Genomic DNA, 4,206 nt, shown 5'->3' with positions numbered 1-4,206 from the left:
ACCGCTGCACCATGCACTACGCCGTGCACGACTACGGCGAACAGGAGCGCGTGCTCCTGCGCTCGACGATGGAAGGCGAAGTGCCGGCATGAAAACCGTTGCCTGGCGTATCGAGGCGTATGCCGGCACGGCACGAGCGCACCTCGCAGTCGAGGCGCGGCAAAAGATCGGAAGCATGCCAGGTCACATGAACGTGCTGCTCGCCGATGCCGAGGTGCCCTACGACCAGGTGTTCGAGATGGAGGACATCAACGGCGAGTTAGCGCAGGCCGACGTGGCGATCATCCTGAGGGCCAACGACGTGGTGAATCCGGCCGCGCTGCAGAAGGGGGCGCCGATCTACAGCATGCCGAAGCAACCTTGGCGGACTCACAAGAAATGCGGAGATCGAGGCAGGCTTGCGATTTCTCAGGCGGGGGCCGCGATGCGTCGCATCAGTGCGCTCATTGAGACAAACACACAATAGGATTAACACGATCATGACCAGCAGCATTCACAGACTATTCAACCTCGAAGGCCGCACGGCCCTCGTCACAGGCGGTTCGCGCGGCCTTGGCCTGCAGATGGCACAAGCGCTCAGTGAAGCCGGCGCATCGCTGATGCTCACTTCACGCAAGGCCGCCGACCTGGAAGAGTCGGCGGCACAGTTGCGTAGCAGCGGCATCGAGGTTCAATGGGTCGCGGCCGACGCCAGAGATCCAGCCAGCGTGACCCACGTCGTCAATGAGACGATGCGACACTTCGGGAAAATCGACATCCTGATCAACAACGCCGGCGCGAGCTGGGGCGCGCCGGCCGAGGATCATCCGCTGGAGGCCTGGGACAACGTCATGAGCCTGAACGCTCGCAGCCTGTTTCTGTTCAGTCAGGGGGCGGCGCGCGCGAGCATGATCCAGAGGCGCAGCGGGCGCATCATCAACATCGCTTCGATCGCCGGGCTGGGCGGCAACTCACCGGAGATGAAAACGATCGCCTATAACACCAGCAAGGGCGCGGCTGTGAACTTCTCACGGGCACTGGCGGCGGAGTGGGGCGCCTACGGCATCACCGTGAATGCCATCGCTCCCGGCTTCTTTCCGAGCAAGATGAGCCAGGGGCTGCTAGACACTTTGGGGAGCGACAACGTTGCCCGCCGGTCGCCGCTGAGGAGGCTCGGCGACGAGGACGACCTGAAAGGCGCCGTCTTGCTTTTCGCGTCGGACGCCGGCAAGCACATCACCGGCCAAGTGCTCGCCGTCGATGGCGGAGCCACTTGCGTCGTGGCTGCTTGAAGATATTTTGGAGAACAAGAAATGACTGAAACAGTGACGCAAGCGCCGGCATCAGCACAGCATGACATCGACGTTCGGGTCCTGGATGATTACCTGCGCCGCAACGTCGAAGGCTACAAAGGCCCGTTGACGGTGAAACCCTTGACCGGAGGCCAATCGAATCCGACGTTTCTGCTGAGTGCCGGCAACGCCCGCTATGTCTTGCGCAAGCGTCCCGTGGGTGACTTGCTGCCATCGGCGCACGCAGTGGATCGCGAACATCGGGTGATGACCGCCTTGCGCGACACGGACGTGCCAGTGCCGCAAACGCTATGCCTGTGCGAGGATCCGGCGGTGCTGGGTACGGCCTTTTACGTCATGGCCCATGTCGAAGGCCGCGTGCTGTGGGACGCCAGGCTGCCGGGCTTCGACGTGCGAGAGCGCGCGGCCATGTATGACGAGATGAATCGCGTCATTGCCGCCTTGCATCTTGTGGAGCCCGCCGCGGTCGGGCTGTCAGACTATGGCCGCGGCGGCGGGTACATGACGCGTCAGATCACGCGGTGGAGCAAGCAGTACCTGGCATCGGAGACGCAGCCGCTTGAGGCCATGCATAGCCTCATTGAATGGCTGCCGCGCCATGCCCCGTCGGAGAGCGGCACGAGCATTGTCCACGGAGACTTTCGGCTAGACAATCTGATCTTCCATCCCACAGAGCCACGCGTTATTGCCGTACTCGACTGGGAACTCTCCACCCTGGGCGATCCCCTGGTGGACTTTGCATACGCCATGCTGGCGTGGCACATGCGGCCGCAAGACTTCCGCGGAATAGCAGGAGAAGATATCGACGCACTGGGCATCCCGTCCGCCGATGCCTACAAGCGGCGCTACTGCGCCCGTGTGGGACGCGCGACGATCCCGGAGGATGCGTGGCAGTTCTATATCGTTTACAACCTTTTCCGGCTGGCCGCGATCTTCCAAGGCATCGCCAAGCGTGCACAGGACGGCACCGCAGCTAGTCCGGACGCGAGAGAGACTGGGCAACGCGCCCAGGCGACCGCCGAACTCGCTTGGCGACGCGCGCGGTGGGTCGCCGTTAACTGAGCCGTCGTGCGCCGGGTCCAGTGAACATTCTGGGGGCGAGGATGACTGACAAGTCCTCGTCCCCCAGCACGCTTGCGAGTGGAGCACTGCTGATGCTCATGCGTTGCCGCCAAACGAAAATTGATCAGATCAGGCGAGAAGTGCCGATACGTAATTGGCCAGCGCGAAACTTATACTTAATCAGGGAGTTTGCGGGTTTCAGTTCAGTTGAAGCTGGTCAACCAATGATTGGTGAACCGGGTCAAATTTGCACCGGCGGCAACAGATCACGATCGACAAGAGCGGCGCGAACACTGCGGCCATTGAAAGCGTGAAAACGGACGCTTGCGTTGATATCTTGATGCGCCAATGCAAATACTTCAACAACATCGTCGAGCAGGACCACCGGGCGATCAAAAGGATCACCCGACAGATGCTGGGGTTCAAGTCATTTTGGAGTACTCGAATCATCATTGCTGGTATCGAGACCATGCACATGATCCGCAAAGGGCAGCTGAACTGTCCCGCTGGTTCAACCCTGTCCACCGCTGACCCGTTTTATAGCTTGGCAGTTTGATCACCAGGTCAGCGAGGCAACTCTTTTCGGCCTTGCTTCGCTATTGCGACACAACCGCGAGCAGCGCCCTGGCCTCCTGCAGGTCCGCGGTGTCGAAGCCTTCAGTGAACCAGCCGTAGGTCTCGGCCAACATTTGGCGGGCCTCCGCCGGCTTGCCCTGCTGCCGCCACAGCCGGCTTAAGGCCATCACCGCGCGCAGCTCCAGCGATCGGGCGCCCTGCCGGCGAGCGATCGCGATCGCCCGCAGGAAGCAGGCTTCGGCTTCGTCCCGGCCGCCGGCCTCCTCTGCCTCGCGGCTCGGCTGCAGCAGCGTCAGCTCCCCCTTGAGCCGATGCAGCTCCGCCTCGTACACGCGCTCTTGCGTTCGGTCCACTAGGTCCAGCGCCTCGGCCAGCGTCTTAAGCCCTGCCTCGGCCTGCCCCGCTTTTGCGTAGGCTTCGGCCAGCAGCGCCAGGAAATGCGTTCGCCATAGCTCCGCGCCGGTGGCCCGGTAGGAGCTCATGCCCTGCTGCATCATCTCTATGCCTTCTGCTGCGCGTCCCTGCTCCGCCAGCGCCCAGCCCGAAAGGATGGTTCCCCAGGTCAACGCGAACGGAAGGCCGTGCTCGGTCGCGAGGGCGAGGATGGCCTGCGCCAGTTCGCGCGTCGGCTGCGCCTCGCGGCGCCTCAGATGAAGCTCGGCAGCGAAGATCAGGGCCGTGGCCGAGGCAGGCGGATGGGACAGGGTCTGCGCCAGTGCGAGCATCGCCTGGCTGCGCGCCAGGGCTTGATCCGGATAGCCGAGAAGCCACAGGTCCAAGGCGACGAACGCCAGCCCCAGCACGCCGGGCTCAGATCCAAAGAAGAAGGCGGGCGACTGGTGCCGCTGAGGATCATAGAGGGCCAAGGCCTGCTCCAGATGCCTGCGGGCGGCGTCCAGTTCACCAAGGCTGAACAAGTTGGCGCCCAATGCCCGATGGGCTGTGACCAGCCACGCAGGGTCTTGCGCCCCCTCGGCCAGTGCGAGCAGCTGCTCGGTGAGCCCGCGTGCGGTCAGCAGCTCCCCGCGGACTTGATAAAACGTGCGCAGCCCCAGCAGGGCGGGGAAGAGCTCGATCGTTGCCCCGAGCTGGCGACACAGCGTCAACGCCCGCGTGTAGGTCGTCTCCACTTCCGGGGCTGCAGGCCCACGGGTGGCCATCCAGGCCGGACCGAGGGTGATCTGGAGCGCGAGTTCCTGCTTGGCGCGCTCCGGAGTATCAGGCAGGGTCTCGAGCAACGCCAGGGCCCTGGTGAGGTGGCCGGCCGCTTCGGCAT

Annotated in this window: 2 protein-coding genes and 3 pseudogenes; 4 read left to right on the top strand and 1 reads right to left on the bottom strand. The window is 63.4% G+C overall.

What is annotated here, in order from left to right:
• Window positions 1–169: 169 nt before the first annotated feature.
• From V6M52_RS00675 to V6M52_RS00660, 4 genes and pseudogenes are all read left to right on the top strand, one after another.
• Window positions 170–352 (top strand): annotated as a pseudogene (locus V6M52_RS00675) (NAD(P)(+) transhydrogenase (Re/Si-specific) subunit beta); the annotation flags it as partial.
• Window positions 353–479: 127 nt separating this feature from the next.
• Complete coding sequence (locus tag V6M52_RS00670; RefSeq protein ID WP_332698352.1) at window positions 480–1,271, top strand: SDR family oxidoreductase; 792 nt, start codon at window positions 480–482, stop codon at window positions 1,269–1,271.
• A gap of 21 nt (window positions 1,272–1,292) precedes the next feature.
• The gene (locus tag V6M52_RS00665; protein WP_332698349.1) at window positions 1,293–2,354 is read left to right on the top strand and encodes a phosphotransferase; all 1,062 of its coding nucleotides are present in this window, start codon (window positions 1,293–1,295) and stop codon (window positions 2,352–2,354) included.
• Between the two features lie 262 nt (window positions 2,355–2,616).
• Window positions 2,617–2,910, top strand: a pseudogene (locus V6M52_RS00660) (DDE-type integrase/transposase/recombinase); the annotation flags it as partial.
• A gap of 40 nt (window positions 2,911–2,950) precedes the next feature.
• Here V6M52_RS00660 and V6M52_RS00655 read toward each other — a convergent pair.
• Window positions 2,951–4,206 (bottom strand): annotated as a pseudogene (locus V6M52_RS00655) (hypothetical protein); the annotation flags it as partial.

Origin of the sequence: Devosia sp., from assembly GCF_036676215.1 — a bacterium.
Taxonomy (GTDB): domain Bacteria; phylum Pseudomonadota; class Alphaproteobacteria; order Rhizobiales; family Devosiaceae; genus Devosia.
This window is presented reverse-complemented; position numbering and strand designations above follow the sequence as displayed.

Excerpts from the sequence above, each read along its gene's own strand:
- V6M52_RS00670 (WP_332698352.1), top strand. The coding sequence starts at position 480 with ATGACCAGCAGCATTCACAGACTATTCAACCTCGAAGGCCGCACGGCC.
- V6M52_RS00665 (WP_332698349.1), top strand. The coding sequence starts at position 1,293 with ATGACTGAAACAGTGACGCAAGCGCCGGCATCAGCACAGCATGACATC.